This window comes from Staphylococcus sp. HMSC065D05, from assembly GCF_001813195.1.
In the GTDB taxonomy this organism is placed as follows: domain Bacteria; phylum Bacillota; class Bacilli; order Staphylococcales; family Staphylococcaceae; genus Staphylococcus; species Staphylococcus epidermidis.
Map to the genome: position 1 here is coordinate 1 of NZ_KV811753.1, position 18,113 is coordinate 18,113.

The following is an 18,113-nucleotide window of genomic DNA, read 5'->3' on the forward strand; positions in this document are numbered from 1 at the left end:
ATAATCGAATTCAACAAAAACTAGGCTACTTATCCCCTGTAAAATACAGAGAATTAATAGCCTAGAACATGGTGTTTTTATTAAGTTCCCGTTTTAAGGGTTCAGTGCCAAACTCATTTACTGGCTTTTTTGTTAGGAATTATGTCCCAAGTATTAATCATATTATCGATTTAAAAAAATTAGTAAATATTGAATTTGATTTTGGTATAAAACTCTTAAAAGTATGAATTATAGTTTTGTATGCTTCATATCCTCTTTAATTTCATCAATTTTAGTATCTTTGGTATACGGTGTTTTAATGTTATAGGCAGCTTTCATGATTAAATGACTTGAAAGGGGACCAGTAATAAATACGAAAATAATTCCGATAATTAATTGCATATTTACATATCCTTCAGTACCAATAAAGTATAAAAATGCTCCAAATAGTAAAAACATCGAACCCAGTGTGGCTGCTTTACCAGCTGCATGTGCTCTTGAGTAAACATCCCTTAATCGAATGAGGCCCGTTGCAGCAAAGGCACTGATCAAAGCTCCAAGAACAACAAATATGATAGAGACACTAGTGACGATCGTTGCTATCATGCTTGATCACCTTACCTTCATCCATAAATTTAGAAAAGACTGCAGTTCCTAGAAAAGCAAGAATACCGACCATTAAAATAACGACGAGCATGTATTTAATATTCAGTAAAATACTAAATAGCGCTATCACGGCCATTAACTGTAAACCAATTGCATCAAGTGCAACGACACGGTCTGCTAGAGAGGGTCCTAAAATAACACGTATTAACATTGCTAACATTGATAAGACAACAATAATTAAGGCTGTAATAATAAATATTTTAAAAGGCATTATTTCTCGCCTACCTTTCTAACGACCTTCTCTAATGAAGATTTGATACTTTGAATCTCTTCTTCCTTTGTACTGAAATCAATTGAGTGGATATAAATCTTTTTACGGTCATCACTAATACCTAAAACGACTGTGCCGGGTGTTAACGTAATCAAATTGGAAAGTAAAACAAGTTGCCAGTCACTTTCTAATTCCGTCTCGTACACAAAGAATCCGGGTTTATTCTCAATTCGTGGTTTGAGAATAATTTTGAGTACACCAAAGTTTGCTTTTATTAACTCAGTTAAAAATGTAATGATAAGCATCACAATTCTATATATTCTCACTAAATAAAACTGACCAGGCAAGACACGGTGCAGGAGATAAACTAGAAATAATCCTAGTATAAAACCCAATACAAAGTTATTTAAGGTATAGCTATTTGTTACAAGTAACCATATGACAGAAACAAGTAAATTAATTACAAACTGTATAGCCAAACTATTTACCTCCTAACACACTATGAATATATTGACTTGGATCGACAAACGTTTCAGCACCATCTTTGATGATTGGGAATAATGCGTCTGCAGATAATCCAAAGACTACAGTAATCACTGTAGATGCGACGGCGATAGTTGTTAGATATTTAACATTTACCTTTTTGGATAAAGTATATCCTTCAACTTCACCGAAAAATCCTCTTAAGAAAATACGTATGACTGAATATAACACGATTAAACTTGATAAAAGTACAATGATACCACTTAGATAAAATCCTTTTTCAAAGGTCGCTCGAACAATGTAGAATTTACCATAAAAACCACTAAAAGGTGGTATACCCGCTAAGCTTAGCGATGCAATAAAGAATGTCCAACCTAGAATAGGATATCCTTTAATCAAGCCACCAAAATGACGTAAGTCAGTCGTTTTAGTGATTTTGTACATGACGCCAATGAGTAAGAACAATGAAGCTTTAACTAACATATCATGTAGTGTGTAATATATTGCACCAGTCATGCCTGATTCGTTCATCATAGCAACACCAACTAATATGACACCGACTGCAATCATAATATTATAAAGGATGATTTTCTTCGTATCATAGTAAGCTATTGCACCTACACATCCAAAAATAATTGTAAGTAATGCTAAGAAAAGGATGACATAATGAGAAAAGCTTACTGTGTTATTGAAGAATAAACTTAGAGTTCTCGCAATTGCGTATACACCCACTTTAGTCAATAGTGCGCCAAAGAACGTGATGATCGCTACTGGAGGAGCATAATAAGCACCAGGTAGCCATACGTACATAGGAAAAACGCCTGCTTTAGTGGCAAAGACAAAGATAAATAAAATAAAAACAATATTGACTAAGCCGCTGTCATGCACAGAAAGTTGTGATAATCTTTCACTAATATGAGCGAGATTTAAAGTTCCTACTACTGAATATAAAACTGCAACACCCATGACAAAGAAAGATGATGAAACAACATTGACTAAAATATACTTAATTGTTTCTTGTAATTGTATTTTAGTAGTACCAATAACGAGTAAACAATATGAAGACATTAAAAAGACTTCAAAGAACACAAACAAGTTGAAAATATCTCCTGTTGTAAATGAGCCAATAATACCAATCAACATAAACATGATAGAGAAATAATAATAATGGCGTTCTCTATCTAAACCGATAGAACGATATGAGTATAAAATGACTAAAATGGTAATAATAATACTTGTGATGATGAGTAGAGCGCTAAAAATATCGACTACAAATACAATACTGTATGGGGCTTTCCAAGAGCCCAGTTCAACCTTGATTGGTCCGTCTCGTAGCACATTCTTTAAGTTAATCAATGCAACGACTAATGTTAACAATGTACCGACAAGTGCAACATATCTTTTTATTATTGGGCGCTTTCCAATAAATATGAGTAAAATTGCAGTTAGGATAGGTATGACTAAAGTTAAAACAAGCAAGTTACTCTCTATCATCTTCTGGCGCTCCTTTCATTAGCTCAACGTTATCTGTGCCTAGTTCTTTATATGTTCTAAATGCAAGAACTAGGAAGAAGGCTGTTGTAGCAAAGGCGATAACGATAGCTGTTAAAATCAATGCTTGAGGGATAGGGTCAACATAGCTTGATGTTCCTTTTTCAAATATTGGAACAGTTCCGTGTTTTAAACCTCCCATAGTAATTAAAAATAAATTTGCGGCATGAGTTAGTAGTGTAGTCCCCATAATGATACGTATCAAACTTTTAGACAAAACGAGATAGACACTTATAGATGTGAGAATACCACTAACAAAAATCATGATAATTTCCACTATTCGTTCTCTCCAATCGAAATAATTATAGTCATAATAGTTCCTACAACTGCACATAAAACACCAAAATCAAAAAACATCGCTGTCGTCATGTGCATAGGTTCAAGTAAAGGCAAAGGGATGTAAAAAGTGACATGTGTAAAAAAGTTTTTAGACATGAACCAACTTGTTAATGGTGTACCCACGCAAAATAATAAACCAATACCAATTAAGATTTTAAAATCTAAAGGAAAAATCTTTCTCATAGTTTTTACATCATATGCAATTGTAATAACTAATAATGCACTAGCGAAAAGCAAACCACCAACGAAACCGCCACCTGGTGTATAATGTCCGGCTAAAAATAGTGAAAAGCCGAACACAATGACCATGAAGAAAATAATCACGGCAGCGTATTGAAACATAAGGTTATTTTGTTGTCTATTCATGGTCATTCACCTCACTTGATTGATTTTTTTGTTTTAATCGTAATTTAATCATTGTATATACGCCTAAACCTGCAATACCTAGTACAGATGACTCGAATAAAGTATCCATACCACGGAAATCTACGAGAATGACATTTACCATATTTTTACCATGTGCTAAATCAAAAACATGTTCTTGGTAGAATTTAGTAATAGATTCAAAGTGTCTATTACCATAGCCAATTAATCCTAAAATAATCACTGATAATCCTACTCCAATTGAAATTACAGCATTTGTCAGTTTAAAAGTAGGTTTTTCATTGTAGCGATTTAAATTAGGTAGGTGATAAAAGCATAGTAAGAATAATGCTGTAGAAATAGATTCCACTACAAATTGTGTTAATGCTAAGTCGGGCGCTTTAAAGAAAATAAATAATACTGATATAGCGTAACCCACAGCGCTTAACATAATAATGCTAAACAAACGTGATTTTGCAAATATAATGAAAGTTGAAGCAATCAGTAAAAACAATACTGTTGCACCTTCAAATACGCGTAAATGACTCACGTTTTTAAAGTCAATACTGAAGGGTACACTGATGACAGTAACAAAAGTTAAAGCAATGAGAATACCTAAGATAATCACCAAATTATTTCTAGAAAAACCTGTAACATAACTATTTGTTATATTTTCGGAATATCCTGGAATACGACGGCCTGAAGTGTCATACCAATGATTCAACGTTAACTGATATGGATGTGCTTGTAATAAACGAATCCAATAACTAAATGAAATTAACAATAAAATACCAATAATATAAATACCTATTGTTGATAAGAATGCTGGAGTTATACCATGGAATAAATGGAACTCAGCAGTTATATTTGACGTTTGACTAACTGCTTCAGATGCCGGCTCTATAATAGATTGCGTTAATATACTTGGGAATAAACCGAATACTATAACTAGTGATGTTAAAATGATAGGTGAAATAAGCATTAACATTGAAGATTCATGCGCTTGTTTTGGCAGTGCTTCAGGTTTATAAGAACCAAAGAATATATGCAATATAAATTTAATTGAATATACAAATGTGAAAATACTGCCAATAATGGCAATGATTGGTAAAAGAATACCTAAAGTATTTAGACTCATTAAATTTAAATGTGTAACATTAATCATCGCCTCTAAGAATTTCTCTTTTGATAGAAAGCCATTAAAAGGCGGTACACCAGCCATGCTTAATGTTGTAATAACTGTAAGCGTGAATGAGATAGGCATAATTGTAAGTAAACCGCCCAACTTTTTAACATCACGTGTACCAGTTGAATGATCAATACCACCTGTAATCATAAATAGTGCACCTTTAAATGTGGCATGATTAATTAAATGAAATATGGCAGCAACAAATCCAGCAACATAAAGTTGACTATTAGCGCCTTGATAATGATAACTTACAGCACCAATACCAAGCATAGACATAATCATCCCTAGTTGAGACACAGTTGAGAAAGCTAAAATACCTTTTAAATCATGTTGTTTTGTTGCATTAAGTGATGCCCAGAATAGGGTGATTAAACCAACAAGTGTAATTGTCCATACCCAACCTTCGGATATTGCAAAAATAGGTGTGATTCTTGCGATTAAATATAGTCCTGCTTTTACCATCGTTGCAGAGTGAAGGTATGCACTTACTGGCGTAGGCGCCTCCATAGCATCTGGCAACCAAATATAAAAAGGTACTTGTGCAGATTTTGTAAATGCACCAATCATAAAAAGTATCATTGCTAAGATAAAGAAAGGACTATTTTGAATGTCACTTGCTTTTGAAATCATAGCCTGAATACTAAAAGTATCAGTAGCTAGGGAAAGTAAAATGATACCGCCTAGCATGCTCAAGCCACCTAATACGGTAATGATTAAAGATTTTTGAGCACCATAAATTGAAGCTTTTTTCTCTCTCCAGAAAGAAATTAATAAAAAGCTAGAGAAAGAAGTTAACTCCCAAAATAAATATAAAATAATAAAATTATCAGAGAGTACAACTCCTAACATTGCACCCATAAATAGTAATAAATAACAGTAAAAATTCCCGAGTTGTTCTGATTTGCTTAAATATCCGATAGAATATAAAACCACTAGACTTCCTATGCCAGTGATAAGCAAACTGAATAATAATCCGAGACCATCCACATATAAATTGAAATTCATTCCAATATGTGGCATCCAATTTAAGTTTTTCATTACGTTATTACCTGACATCGTCATTGAAATCAATGATATGAAATATATAAATAAGACAATAGGAACAGGTAATACAAACCATCCTAAATGTATACGTTTAACGAACCGGTATAGGAATGGAATAATGAGTGCAAATATTAACGGTAATAGTACCGCAATATGTAACAAACTCACTATGTTTTCCTCCTTTAAAATTTATTTACGACATATATTATACATCAATGCGCTTCTTCTGAAAAACCATGTAACTGCTTGAAGCTCTTGAATTAAAGACTCTTTTAAATAAGAAGAAACACGTCAAAATTTATTCAAAAATTTTAACTATATGAATAATTATTTCGCTTTATTACTAAAGTTTTAATATGGATTAGTCGAAGTGTCTTTTATATTGAATAGCGTAATCTTCTTTTAAACGATTTAAATTATTTAAAGACAATCGTGAATACGTTGTCTCCTCTTTTTTTAATTGATTCTCAAGATGTGTAATAGCATGTTGAAGTGAGTCTTCATAAGGTATGACCTCGACATTAAACTCACGAAGTTGAGAAGGTGTTGCGTAACGTTTCTCAAAATGGCTTAAAGCTTTACGTTCATGAAAAAAGACGCCTTCTGTTTCATTGGGATGGTGTAAATCACCTTGTTTGGGATGTTTGATTACTTGTTCAACTTGTACGAGTATTTGATTTCCAGTTTCCTCTTTGATACTTACACCATAAACGCCTGTCTTGTGAGAAAATCGATATAACATCCTATATTACTTCCTTTCATATATGTTAATATATGTTTATATCATAACACGAATGGAGAATTGAAATGACGAACTATCCGCAGTTAAATAAAGAGATTCAAGATAACGAAATTAAAGTAGTTATGCATACAAATAAAGGTGACATGACATTTAAATTATTTCCCGACATTGCTCCAAAGACAGTTGAAAACTTTGTGACACATTCAAAAAATGGGTACTACGATGGTGTAACGTTCCACCGTGTTATCAATGATTTTATGGTACAAGGTGGGGACCCAACTGCAACTGGTATGGGTGGAGAAAGTATTTATGGTAGTGCTTTTGAAGATGAATTTTCTCTAGAAGCTTTTAACCTTTACGGTGCATTATCAATGGCTAATGCAGGTCCTAATACAAATGGATCTCAATTCTTTATAGTCCAAATGAAGGAAGTGCCTGAAAATATGTTAAGTCAATTAGCAGATGGTGGATGGCCTCAACCTATTGTAGAAGCATATGGTGAAAAAGGTGGTACACCTTGGTTAGATCAAAAACATACAGTATTTGGTCAACTGATTGAGGGTGAATCAACTTTAGAAGATATTGCAAATACTAAAGTTGGTGCTCAAGACAAACCTGTTTATGATGTAGTCATTGAATCGATAGATGTAGAAGAATAATTTATTCATTAATTGCAACTATAAGTTTTGTTGTATTGTATAAAGTGTATGAAGTCAGCATTTATTTTCAGAGATAAAATCCAATCAATAATTTATAACCTGAGGCAAATTTTGTCTCAGGTATTTTAATATAATGATAATTGATAACTTGGTTAGAAAATGATACCAAAGTATTTTTAACTTTACCTTGATTCTTAGAATAAAATGCTATAGACAATGTAAAAGGGTTTGATGTAATATTTCACAATTCGAATTCCAATGCTCTTTACTCATTAAATCTATTAGAAAAACATATATTTGAATGATAATTTTAATCCATTAGTTTATAGATTCATTTGCAAAACAATACAATAAGGATCCAGTTTTTAAAATTTAATGAATTTTATTATGGTTATAGTTAGTCGAGATATTTGATTTATGCTATGATATGAGTGTTAAGAAAATCGAAATAAGGGGTTATCAAGTTGAATCATCACTACAAAGTAGGTCAACATATCAAGGTACGTGTGACTGGTATTCAACCGTATGGCGCATTTGTTGAGACCCCTGACCATACTGAAGGGCTTATCCATATCTCAGAAATTATGGATGATTATGTCCATAACTTAAAGAAATTTCTATCTGAAGGACAGGTTGTTAAAGCAAAAATATTATCAATTGATGATGAAGGTAAATTAAATTTGTCCTTAAAAGATAATGATTACTTTAAAAATTATGAGCGTAAAAAAGAAAAACAGTCTGTCTTAGTTGAAATTAGAGAAACAGAAAAGTATGGGTTTCAAACACTTAAAGAACGCTTACCGGTCTGGATCAAACAGTCAAAACGTGCAATTCACAATGACTAAACGACTGTCAATTCGTGCCAACATGTGATGTTACGATATATGTAATCAATCACATGATAACGACAATCTTTAAACAACAATGTGTTGTTAGGATTGTCGTTTTTTATTAATTAAATTTAACAATTATTTTGGATAAACGATGATTTCAATAAGGGGAAATAAAAGAATTTTAGACAATTATTATTTATTTGTTGAATGTAATTAACTATTCTTAACATTTTTATAATTGGGGAATAAATAATTTGTAAGCAAATAATTAGAATAGTATGTAACTAGCATGCTATAGTCATAACATCATTAAGCAAGGAGAGTATTAAAAATATGAATAATAAATATGAACCTTTATTTAAATCTTTAACACTACCTAATGGTGTTGAGGTAAGAAATCGTTTTGTTTTAGCTCCTCTTACACATACTTCATCAAATGATGATGGAACAATTTCGGATATAGAATTACCTTACATTGAGAAACGTTCCAAAGATGTAGGGATTGCAATTAATGCCGCAAGTAATGTCAATGATGTAGGTAAAGCATTTCCTGGTCAACCTTCTGTTGCACATGACTCAGATATCGAAGGGTTAAAAGAACTTGCTCAAGTTATGAAGAAAAATGGTGCGAAAGCAATAGTCCAAATTCATCATGGAGGTGCTCAAGCTTTACCAGAGTTAACACCTGATGGAGATGTTGTTGCACCAAGTGCTATTTCTCTTAAAAGTTTTGGTCAGCAAGAAGAACATGATGCTCGTGAGATGACTGCTGAAGAAATTGAACAAACTATTAGAGACTTTGGTGAAGCAACTAGAAGAGCAATTGAAGCAGGTTTTGATGGCGTTGAAATTCATGGCGCAAACCATTATCTTATTCACCAATTTGTTTCTCCTTACTATAATAGAAGAAATGATGTTTGGGCTGATAACTATAAATTCCCTGTTGCTGTTATAGATGAAGTTATTAAAGCTAAAAAAGCTCATGCAAATGATGATTTTATTATTGGTTATAGATTGTCACCTGAAGAAGCGGAATCACCAGGTATTTCAATGGAGATAACTGAAGAATTAATTCACCAAATCGCAAATAAACCACTTGATTATATTCATGTGTCATTAATGGATGTTAACTCAGTGACGCGAGAAGGTAAATATAAAGGTGAAAATCGCTTGAAACTTATTCATCAATGGATAAATGGACGTATGCCACTTATTGGTATAGGTTCTGTCTTTACAGCTGAAGATGCACTAAATGCTGTTGAGAACATTGGAGTTGAATTTGTTGCGTTAGGTCGTGAAATTCTACTTGATTATGATTTTGTTGCTAAAATTAAAGAAGGACGAGAAGATGAAATTATAAATGCTTTTGATCCTAATCGTGAAGACCAACATTATCTAACACCAAATCTTTGGGAACAGTTTAATCAAGGATTCTACCCGTTACCTCGAAAAGACAAATAATTGAATGGTATATCTGAATGTATCTATTCCCCCTAATGTTAAACCAACATTAGGGGTTTTTATTATAGAGCATTTTATGATTTTTACTTTATTGAAATTAATGTTTATTAACGATATAACTTGTCAATGATAGAGTCGTTATGTCATTATAAATGTAAGGGCTTACATATATGTTTTGCATCAAGATTTAGTCTGTTTCATACAATTCAATTTGTCGATTATGACGATATTGATTCATTTTATTGTTATATTAAAAAATAAGTTTGAGAGTCGATAGAAATCAGTTATGATATTGTTAATAAGTTTTTATTCGAAAACGAAGGGGAGATTTTATGACTCAATCTGAAAAAATTATTAACTTAACAAATCACTATGGGGCGCATAACTACGTTCCACTTCCAATTGTTATTTCTGAAGCAGAGGGTGTATGGGTGAAAGATCCGGAAGGTAACACGTATATGGATATGCTTTCGGCATACTCGGCAGTGAATCAAGGTCATCGACACCCAAGAATTATTCAAGCGTTGAAAGATCAAGCAGATAAAGTCACGTTAGTATCACGTGCTTTTCATAGTGATAATTTGGGTCAATGGTATGAGAAAATATGTAAACTCGCAGGTAAAGACAAAGCATTGCCTATGAATACAGGAGCAGAGGCGGTTGAAACAGCTTTAAAAGCTGCTCGTCGTTGGGCTTATGATGTTAAGGGTATCGAGCCGAACAAAGCTGAAATTATCGCCTTTAATGGTAATTTCCATGGACGTACAATGGCACCAGTATCATTGTCTTCAGAAGCTGAGTATCAACGAGGTTATGGTCCATTGTTAGATGGCTTTCGAAAAGTTGAGTTTGGTGACGTTAATCAATTAAAAGCAGCAATTAATAAAAATACAGCAGCAATTTTAGTAGAACCTATACAGGGAGAAGCGGGGATTAACGTACCACCAGACGGATATTTGAAAACAATTAGAGAATTATGTGATGAACATCAAATTTTATTTATTGCTGATGAAATTCAAGCAGGATTAGGACGTTCAGGAAAATTATTTGCAACGGATTGGGATCATGTAAAACCGGATGTTTATATTTTAGGAAAAGCGTTAGGTGGAGGGGTATTTCCTATCTCGGTAGTTCTTGCAGATAATGAGGTATTAGATGTATTTACTCCTGGCTCACATGGTTCTACATTTGGTGGAAATCCACTAGCGTGTGCAGTTTCTATTGCAGCTATAGATGTCATTATTGACGAGGATTTACCTGGTCGTTCATTAGAATTAGGAGAATATTTTAAGTCTGAATTGAAAAAAATTGAGCATCCATCTATTAAAGAAGTTAGGGGACGAGGATTATTTATCGGTATTGAATTACATGAAAGTGCCAGACCATATTGTGAAGCTTTGAAAGAACAAGGATTATTATGTAAAGAAACTCACGACACCGTTATTAGATTTGCACCTCCATTAGTGATAACGAAAGAAGAGTTAGACATGGCTTTAGAGAAGATTAAGAGTGTATTTGCATAGTTTCAAATAGTTGTAACAATTAATTTAGAAAATCTTTAAAATGCTTTCAATTGTGTTACAATTACGAATGAAAGCGAAATCATTTAGTAAAAAGAGGCGAATAGGATCATGACTGAGAATAATAATTTAGTAACTTCCACTCAAGGGATTATTAAAGAAGCATTACACAAATTGGGCTTTGATGATGGTATGTATGACCTTATAAAAGAACCAATTAGATTTTTACAAGTGCGCATTCCAGTACGAATGGACGATGGGACAGTTAAAACATTTACTGGATACCGTGCACAACATAATGATGCAGTTGGCCCTACTAAAGGTGGCGTTCGTTTCCATCCAGAAGTTGATGAAGAAGAAGTGAAGGCATTATCAATGTGGATGACTTTAAAATGTGGCATTGTTAATTTACCTTATGGTGGGGGTAAAGGCGGTATTGTTTGTGATCCGCGTCAAATGAGTATACACGAAGTTGAGCGTTTATCTCGAGGATATGTAAGGGCTATATCTCAATTTGTTGGCCCTAACAAAGATATTCCAGCACCAGATGTTTTTACAAACTCTCAAATTATGGCTTGGATGATGGATGAGTATAGTGCATTAGATAAATTTAATTCGCCAGGTTTTATAACAGGCAAACCTATTGTATTAGGTGGATCTCAAGGACGTGATCGCTCTACAGCTTTAGGTGTAGTCATTGCAATTGAACAAGCGGCAAAACGTCGTGGCATGGATATTAAAGATGCCAAAATTGTGATTCAAGGTTTCGGCAATGCAGGTAGTTTCTTAGCTAAATTCTTATACGATTTAGGTGCTAAAGTAGTTGGTATAAGTGATGCATATGGAGCCTTACATGACCCTAATGGACTTGATATAGATTATTTATTAGATCGACGTGATAGCTTCGGTACAGTTACAAATCTATTCGAAGATACAATTTCTAACAAAGAATTATTCGAATTGGATTGTGACATCCTTGTTCCTGCTGCAATTTCCAATCAAATCACTGAAGATAATGCGCACGATATTAAAGCAAGCATTGTTGTTGAAGCTGCTAATGGCCCTACGACACCTGAAGCAACACGTATTTTAACAGAAAGAGATATATTACTAGTGCCGGATGTACTTGCAAGTGCAGGGGGTGTGACTGTATCTTATTTCGAGTGGGTACAAAATAATCAAGGTTATTATTGGACTGAAGAAGAAGTCAATGACAAACTACGTGAAAAGTTAGTAACAGCATTTGATACGATTTATGAATTGTCACAAAATAGAAAAATTGATATGAGATTAGCAGCATATATAGTAGGTATTAAACGTACTGCTGAAGCGGCAAGATATAGAGGTTGGGCATAAGAAAAATATTATAAGTATATGATGAAAACCCTGAGACATCAGTTGATAGTCCTAGGGTTTTTATCATGTTTATGCAATTGATAACTTTATTAATAGTAAGTTAATGTTAAAAGTAATGCTTTCTCAAATGTTCTTAAGTAAAATGCAATGATAAAATTATTATGAAGTCAGTTCAACTCAACGTTAATATTTTATTGTTGTGTTTCTGAAACTTTTTTATATCTATCAGCATAATTAGTGAATACACCATCAACACCATATTGATTTAAGTTTCTCATTTGATTTTCATCATCAACTGTATAAGGATGAACTAAAAATCCTAAATTTTTTAAATGTCTTGTGTTCTTAATATTTAAATCTGTGTATTCAGGACCTACTCCAATGGCATAAGATTTAATATTTTTTAAATCTTGATAAGAAGCTTTTTTAAGTTCAAATTTATTCATTAGTCTAATAAGTGGTATATTGGCGTTCATGTGATGTACCTTTTCTAAACTACTCCCTGAAAATGATTGGATCATTACATGTCCATGTTTAAGTGATTTTTGTGTTAACAAGTCATGTTTATCTAATGTATCTAATAATTGCTTTTCCATGCCAGGATAAACATCTGGCGATTTAGTTTCAATATAATAGTTTGCATTTTTGCCGTAGCGATTTAAAATTTCGTCTAAAGTAGGAACTTTAGCATTTTTATATTTATTTTTGGCATATTCAGGATGCTTTCGATTAAACCAGCTTCCTGCATCAAGTTGTTTTAACTCTTTTAAAGTAAACTGGTCGACACGTCCATGGCCATTAGTCGTACGATTGACCTTTTCGTCGTGCATAGCAACCAAGTGACCATCTTTAGTACGTTGTAAATCGATTTCTATGTAAGATGCTCCTAATTCATTATGACTTTTATCATATGCTTCAAAAGTATGTTCTGGGGCGTAACCACTTGCGCCACGATGTGCAATGGTTGTAAATTTCTCCCCAGTTAAATTTTTAGCCCAATGATTATGAGTATCGTTTGTTTTACCACTTACTGAGTCTGATTCAGCTTGTCGTTTAAATGTTTTAGCTGATGATTGATTCATATTAGATGGAATATTTGTGTGTTGTTGTATAGATTTCTCTGATTGGTTTGGTGATGAGGAGTGGTTCGAAGTTTCAGCTATCGTAGGGGAACTTAAACTAGCTAAACCTAGAGTAACGGAAGATAAAGTTGAAATGATCATTTTCTTAGACTTAAACATAAAAACATCCTTTCAAAAATAGTATGTCTACTTAAACGTACATCAATTTGAAAGGATGAAAGGGAATTTTACCATTTTTTTATATAAACTTTGATAACTTAATACAAAATTAAATTTTTGTAATTTTAGATGGATATAATTTTTAATAACTATTTTGATCCGTTGTCTTTTAATAATGCTTTTGCGACTTTTAGTTGATGTTTTACAGATTCTTGACCAGTTGAACCATAGCTTTGACGACGCTTAAGACAATTTTCTGGTGTTAAATAATCATATATATCTTCCTCAATATTTTCATGATGTTCTTGATATACGCTTAAAGGTACGTCTAATAGGTAAATACCTTTATGAATACAATTTAATACGATTTTACCAACGATTTCGTGAGCGGTTCTAAAAGGTATATTTTTACTGACTAAATAGTCTGCTAATTCTGTTGCATTTGAAAAGTCATTTTTTACTGTTTGATTTAAACGATTTGAATTAACTTTCATAGATGCAACCATACCTTCGAAGATTCTAAGAGATCCTTTAAGTGTGTGTACAGCATCAAATAAACCTTCTTTATCTTCTTGCATGTCCTTATTATAAGCTAACGGTAAGCCTTTAAGTGTTACTAACATACTCATCAAGTGTCCTGTAGTACGTCCTACTTTTCCTCTTATTAGTTCTGCCATATCAGGGTTTTTCTTTTGTGGCATAATAGATGAGCCAGTAGAAAACGCGTCTGATAAAGTGATGAATTTTGCTTCATCAGTCGACCAAAAAATGATTTCTTCTGCAAAGCGTGATAGATGCACCATAGTGAGTGAAATATGATGCAATGTTTCAACGATATAGTCACGATCACTGACCGCATCTAAACTATTTTCATACAGATTTGCGAATCCTAGAAGTTCTTGAGTCAGATGTCTATCTATAGGGTGTGTAGTTCCACTTAAAGCTGCAGCACCTAATGGTGAGATATCTATACGTTTAAGACTATCCACGAATCTACCTTTATCTCTTTCTAACATCCAAAAGTAAGTCATAATATGATGTGCGAACGAGATGGGTTGTGCGCGTTGTAAATGCGTATATCCAGGCATAATTGTGTCAACATGCTGGTCTGCTAATTGAACAATCGTTTGTTGAAACGACGTTATAAGTTCAATAATGTATTGAACTTGTTCTTTAGTATACAAATGCATATCTGTGGCAACTTGATCATTACGACTACGACCAGTATGCAGTTTTCCACCAGCTTCGCCAATACGTTGAATAAGCTCGTGTTCAATATTAAGATGAATATCTTCGAGAGAAGCTTTAAATTCAAGTTGACCTTCTTCAAAGTCACGTTGAATATTTTTAAGCTCATTAATGATGGATTGAGCTTCATCATCTGTAATAATATGTTGTTTAGCGAGCATAGTTGCATGTGCAATACTACCTTGAACATCTTGTTTAATTAAATTTTTATCAAAATCAATTGACGCATTGAAATCATCAACCCATTCTTCGGGTTGAGTTTCAAATCTGCCACCCCAAGCTTTATTGCTCATTACTATACCCCCCGTGAAGTAATGCATTAACTTGTGTAGGTAAACCATAAATATCAATGAAACCTACTGCTGCCTCTTGATTGAAAGCATCTTCTTTTGTATAAGTAGCTAATTTTTCATCGTATAAAGTGTAAGGAGATTGTCTGCCATTGACAATAGCGTTTCCTTTAAATAATTTAATTCTCACCTCGCCCTCAACATATTGTTGAGTACTATCGATAAAGAGTTTTAAGCTATCTGTTAATGGTGAGAACCACAAACCATTGTATATTTGTTCTGAAAATTGTTTTTCAATGACAGGCTTAAAGTGCGCTACGTCTTTTGTTAATGTAATCGTTTCTAGTGCTTTGTGTGCTTTTAAAATCACTTCAGCACCTGGTGTTTCATATATCTCTCTAGATTTTATTCCGACCATTCTATTTTCAACATGATCAATTCTACCAATACCGTGTTTACCAGCAAGTTGATTTAAGTAAAGAATAAGATCATCTAATTGATACTCTTTGCCATCAACTTGTACTGGAATACCTTGCTTAAATGTAAGGATAATTTCGTCTGCTTCATCTGGAGTTTCTTCTAAAGGTGTAGTTAAATCAAATGCATCTTCTGGAGGAGCGGCATAAGGATCTTCTAAAATACCACATTCATTAGCTCTACCCCATAAGTTTTGGTCGATTGAGTATGGTGAGTCATGATTGATTGAAACAGGAATATTATGTTTAATTGCATAATCAATTTCCTCTTCTCTGCTCCAAGCCCATTCACGAACAGGTGCAAATGCTTTTAACTTAGGATTTAACGCTTTGATTGCCACTTCGAAACGCACTTGGTCATTCCCTTTACCAGTACATCCGTGTGCTATACCTATTGAATTTGTTTTTTCAGCAATTTCAACCAGTTTTTTTGCGATGAGTGGACGTGATAATGCTGAAACTAGAGGATATGCATTTTCATACATTAAATTTCCTTTAATAGCATAACTTACATAATCATCACTAAATTCTTTAGTTGCATCAATAATATAACATTCGACTGCACCCATGTCTAAAGCTTTTTGATATACAACGTCTAAATCTTTACCTTCGCCTACGTCAAGACAGCAAGCAACTACGTCATATCCTTTATCAATAAGCCATTGAACTGCAACACTTGTATCTAAACCACCTGAATATGCTAAAACGATTTTATCTTTCATATTTACACCTCAAATAATTTTTATGATTATCAATATGCATCTATCATAGCAGATTGATAATGAAAATAAAACCATTTTTCTACATAAATATTCATTTTTAAATCTAATTATCTTTGGCTTTTTAGTTTTAAACACTGTTATAAGGGCGTTCTTGTATATTTTAAAATTTCTGTAAATTGTATATTTGGAGTGGTGGTGCGACTTTTGATATTAAAAATAACTTTTTTTATGAATGGAAAGGTTAAATAAAAAAGCAATTTCCTTTGATAAGTTAGCCTTCAGAATTGAATAGCGCATCTAAACTTAGTAGAATTAGTATAAGTACTTATAACAGGAGGCAATAAGATGACTCACATTCAATTAGACTATGGAAAAACTTTAGAATTTTTTGACAAACATGAACTTGATCAGCAAAAGGATATTGTTAAAACTATCCACCAAACTATTCATAAAGGTACAGGAGCAGGTAATGACTTTTTAGGTTGGTTAGATTTACCTGTTGATTATGATAAAGAAGAATTTTCTAGAATCGTCGAAGCATCTAAACGTATCAAATCAAATTCCGATGTACTTGTTGTTATCGGTATTGGAGGTTCATACTTAGGTGCACGTGCTGCAATTGAGATGCTTACATCTTCATTTAGAACAAATACGGAATACCCTGAAATTGTATTTGTAGGTAATCATTTATCTTCAAGTTATACAAAAGAATTATTAGATTATTTACAAGGAAAAGATTTTTCAGTTAACGTTATTTCAAAATCAGGTACTACGACAGAACCAGCAGTTGCATTTAGATTATTTAAACAATTGGTTGAAGAAAAATATGGAAAAGATGAAGCTAAGAAACGTATTTTTGCAACGACAGATAAATCTAAAGGTGCACTTAAACAATTAGCAGACAATGAGGGTTATGAAACGTTTGTTGTACCTGATGATGTGGGAGGTCGTTATTCTGTTCTTACAGCTGTAGGATTACTACCAATTGCAACTGCAGGTATCAATATCGAATCAATCATGATTGGTGCGGCTAAGGCACGTGAAGAGTTATCTTCTGATGATCTAGATCAAAATATCGCATATCAATATGCAACTATTCGAAATATTCTATATAGCAAAGGTTATACTACTGAAATGTTAATTAATTACGAACCGTCTATGCAGTATTTCAACGAATGGTGGAAACAATTATACGGTGAATCAGAAGGGAAAGATTTCAAAGGTATTTATCCATCAAGTGCGAATTACACAACTGATTTACATTCCTTAGGACAATACGTTCAAGAGGGCCGTCGTTTCTTATTCGAGACAGTGGTTAAGGTCAACCATCCAAAACATGATATCAAAATTGAAGAAGATGCAGATGATTTAGACGGACTGAACTATCTTGCTGGCAAATCAATCGATGAAGTGAATACAAAAGCATTTGAAGGTACATTACTTGCACATACTGATGGTGGCGTTCCAAATATCGTTGTAAATATTCCTCAGTTAGATGAAGAAACATTTGGGTATGTTGTTTATTTCTTTGAATTAGCTTGTGCAATGAGTGGATATCAATTAGGTGTTAATCCATTTAATCAACCTGGAGTTGAAGCCTATAAACAAAACATGTTTGCGCTATTAGGTAAACCAGGCTTTGAAGATAAGAAAAAAGAATTAGAAAATCGTTTATAATTTCAAGTTGAACTTAAAAAATGAGTTTAGGACATAATTCCTAGCAAAATAGCCAGTAAATGA

General features: G+C 33.1%; 17 protein-coding genes. 6 read left to right on the forward strand and 11 right to left on the reverse strand.

All coding sequences use genetic code 11. From position 1 onward, the window contains the following. Positions 1 to 228 precede the first annotated feature (228 nt). From mnhG1 to HMPREF2897_RS07675, 8 genes are all read right to left on the reverse strand, one after another. The gene (gene mnhG1, locus HMPREF2897_RS07640; RefSeq protein ID WP_002475041.1) at positions 229 to 585 is read right to left on the reverse strand and encodes a Na+/H+ antiporter Mnh1 subunit G; all 357 of its coding nucleotides are present in this window, start codon (positions 583 to 585) and stop codon (positions 229 to 231) included. Then, positions 563 to 856: a Na+/H+ antiporter Mnh1 subunit F gene (mnhF1, locus tag HMPREF2897_RS07645; protein ID WP_001831940.1), complete on the reverse strand. Its 294-nt coding sequence runs from the start codon at positions 854 to 856 to the stop codon at positions 563 to 565. Before mnhF1 ends, mnhG1 begins: the two co-directional genes overlap by 23 nt. Continuing rightward, positions 856 to 1,335: a Na+/H+ antiporter subunit E gene (locus HMPREF2897_RS07650; RefSeq protein ID WP_002457195.1), complete on the reverse strand. Its 480-nt coding sequence runs from the start codon at positions 1,333 to 1,335 to the stop codon at positions 856 to 858. The genes mnhF1 and HMPREF2897_RS07650 overlap by 1 nt, the downstream gene beginning before the upstream one ends. Position 1,336: 1 nt before the next feature. Next, positions 1,337 to 2,833 (reverse strand): Na+/H+ antiporter Mnh1 subunit D, encoded by a 1,497-nt coding sequence (gene mnhD1 / locus HMPREF2897_RS07655; protein ID WP_002457194.1) that lies wholly within the window; start codon positions 2,831 to 2,833, stop codon positions 1,337 to 1,339. Continuing rightward, positions 2,820 to 3,167, reverse strand: coding sequence for a Na+/H+ antiporter Mnh1 subunit C (mnhC1, locus tag HMPREF2897_RS07660; RefSeq protein ID WP_001831949.1), 348 nt, complete (start codon positions 3,165 to 3,167; stop codon positions 2,820 to 2,822). The genes mnhD1 and mnhC1 overlap by 14 nt, the downstream gene beginning before the upstream one ends. Further along, the gene (gene mnhB1, locus HMPREF2897_RS07665) at positions 3,167 to 3,595 is read right to left on the reverse strand and encodes a Na+/H+ antiporter Mnh1 subunit B (protein WP_070592872.1); all 429 of its coding nucleotides are present in this window, start codon (positions 3,593 to 3,595) and stop codon (positions 3,167 to 3,169) included. Before mnhB1 ends, mnhC1 begins: the two co-directional genes overlap by 1 nt. Next, positions 3,588 to 5,993 (reverse strand): Na+/H+ antiporter subunit A, encoded by a 2,406-nt coding sequence (locus tag HMPREF2897_RS07670; protein ID WP_046044561.1) that lies wholly within the window; start codon positions 5,991 to 5,993, stop codon positions 3,588 to 3,590. The genes mnhB1 and HMPREF2897_RS07670 overlap by 8 nt, the downstream gene beginning before the upstream one ends. A 193-nt stretch (positions 5,994 to 6,186) precedes the next feature. Beyond that, positions 6,187 to 6,567: a kinase-associated lipoprotein B gene (locus tag HMPREF2897_RS07675; protein WP_002446044.1), complete on the reverse strand. Its 381-nt coding sequence runs from the start codon at positions 6,565 to 6,567 to the stop codon at positions 6,187 to 6,189. 65 nt (positions 6,568 to 6,632) lie between these two features. Between HMPREF2897_RS07675 and HMPREF2897_RS07680 the strand changes: the two genes are divergently transcribed. The 5 genes from HMPREF2897_RS07680 (at position 6,633) to HMPREF2897_RS07700 (ending at position 12,396) form a co-directional block, all read left to right on the forward strand. Next, entirely contained in the window at positions 6,633 to 7,226 is a 594-nt protein-coding gene (locus tag HMPREF2897_RS07680) for a peptidylprolyl isomerase (protein WP_001831922.1), read from the forward strand. 464 nt (positions 7,227 to 7,690) lie between these two features. After that, positions 7,691 to 8,071 carry a S1 domain-containing post-transcriptional regulator Ygs gene (gene ygs, locus HMPREF2897_RS07685; protein WP_002446046.1) on the forward strand — a complete coding sequence of 127 codons (381 nt, stop codon included), beginning with the start codon at positions 7,691 to 7,693 and terminating at the stop codon, positions 8,069 to 8,071. Between the two features lie 321 nt (positions 8,072 to 8,392). Continuing rightward, a complete protein-coding gene (locus HMPREF2897_RS07690; RefSeq protein WP_002446047.1) occupies positions 8,393 to 9,520 on the forward strand; it encodes an NADH-dependent flavin oxidoreductase in 1,128 nt (375 codons plus the stop codon). A 332-nt stretch (positions 9,521 to 9,852) separates the two neighbouring features. Then, positions 9,853 to 11,043: an ornithine--oxo-acid transaminase gene (locus HMPREF2897_RS07695; protein ID WP_070592873.1), complete on the forward strand. Its 1,191-nt coding sequence runs from the start codon at positions 9,853 to 9,855 to the stop codon at positions 11,041 to 11,043. A 108-nt stretch (positions 11,044 to 11,151) separates the two neighbouring features. Further along, positions 11,152 to 12,396: a Glu/Leu/Phe/Val family dehydrogenase gene (locus HMPREF2897_RS07700; protein ID WP_001831995.1), complete on the forward strand. Its 1,245-nt coding sequence runs from the start codon at positions 11,152 to 11,154 to the stop codon at positions 12,394 to 12,396. Positions 12,397 to 12,587: 191 nt separating this feature from the next. On the opposite strand, the gene HMPREF2897_RS07705 is transcribed toward HMPREF2897_RS07700, so the two are convergent. The 3 genes from HMPREF2897_RS07705 to HMPREF2897_RS07715 all read right to left on the reverse strand — a co-directional run bounded on the left by HMPREF2897_RS07705 (position 12,588) and on the right by HMPREF2897_RS07715 (position 16,373). After that, positions 12,588 to 13,637: a glycerophosphodiester phosphodiesterase gene (locus HMPREF2897_RS07705; protein ID WP_070592876.1), complete on the reverse strand. Its 1,050-nt coding sequence runs from the start codon at positions 13,635 to 13,637 to the stop codon at positions 12,588 to 12,590. 149 nt (positions 13,638 to 13,786) lie between these two features. Continuing rightward, the gene (gene argH / locus HMPREF2897_RS07710; RefSeq protein WP_070592879.1) at positions 13,787 to 15,178 is read right to left on the reverse strand and encodes an argininosuccinate lyase; all 1,392 of its coding nucleotides are present in this window, start codon (positions 15,176 to 15,178) and stop codon (positions 13,787 to 13,789) included. Then, a complete protein-coding gene (locus HMPREF2897_RS07715; protein WP_070592881.1) occupies positions 15,168 to 16,373 on the reverse strand; it encodes an argininosuccinate synthase in 1,206 nt (401 codons plus the stop codon). The genes argH and HMPREF2897_RS07715 overlap by 11 nt, the downstream gene beginning before the upstream one ends. A gap of 345 nt (positions 16,374 to 16,718) precedes the next feature. Here HMPREF2897_RS07715 and HMPREF2897_RS07720 point away from each other — a divergent pair, with 345 nt between their 5' ends. Then, entirely contained in the window at positions 16,719 to 18,050 is a 1,332-nt protein-coding gene (locus tag HMPREF2897_RS07720; protein WP_001831993.1) for a glucose-6-phosphate isomerase, read from the forward strand. Positions 18,051 to 18,113: the final 63 nt, after the last annotated feature.